This is a genomic window from Rothia sp. HMSC072B03, assembly GCF_001809565.1.
In the GTDB taxonomy this organism is placed as follows: Bacteria; Actinomycetota; Actinomycetes; order Actinomycetales; family Micrococcaceae; genus Rothia; species Rothia mucilaginosa_A.
This window is the reverse complement of record NZ_KV797967.1, coordinates 1-514: the sequence shown is the minus strand read 5'-3', so window position 1 is coordinate 514 and position 514 is coordinate 1. Positions and strand designations below refer to the sequence as shown.

The following is a 514-nucleotide window of genomic DNA, read 5'->3' as shown; positions in this document are numbered from 1 at the left end:
GGGGGGGGGGGGGGGGGGGGGGGGGGGGGGGGGGTACTCGCGGAGGCGCACTTACTGCGGGCGTGCAAAGGCCCCGCCGATAAGGGACCGGCGGGGCCTTTTAGAGATGAGCCTTATCCAGCGGGCTTTTCTTCCTCAGCATCGGAATTTTCAAGAGGCTGTGCTGGCTTACTGGTTTCTCCCGAGCTGGGGTTGAAGAGTACCGTTCCCACAGGGATGTGGTGTTTTACGCCGTCCCCTAGCTCAGCTTCTCCCAGAGGAATGGGGAAACTACCTTTACTGACCGTGAAATTATGTGCTTCCTGATTTTTGGCCAGAGCAGCAAATTTTGCGCTGACTGTTTTACCTGAGTCTTCATAAGTCTTCACAAACTCTGGTGAAAGTACGCTAAAAGTCGCTTCGTTGAAGTTTGCGGTTTGAGCGAAAGTCGCCTTACTGAAGTCCGCGTTTTGGGTGAAGGTCGCCGCACTGAAGTCCGCGTCTTGGGTGAAGGTCGCCCCGCTGAAGTTCGCGT

General features: G+C 56.4%; 1 protein-coding gene. It reads right to left on the bottom strand.

What is annotated here, in order from left to right; translation table 11 throughout:
• Window positions 1-113: 113 nt before the first annotated feature.
• Window positions 114-514 (bottom strand): pentapeptide repeat-containing protein (locus HMPREF2630_RS02080; protein ID WP_210389014.1); only part of this gene is annotated, 401 nt, incomplete at its 5' end.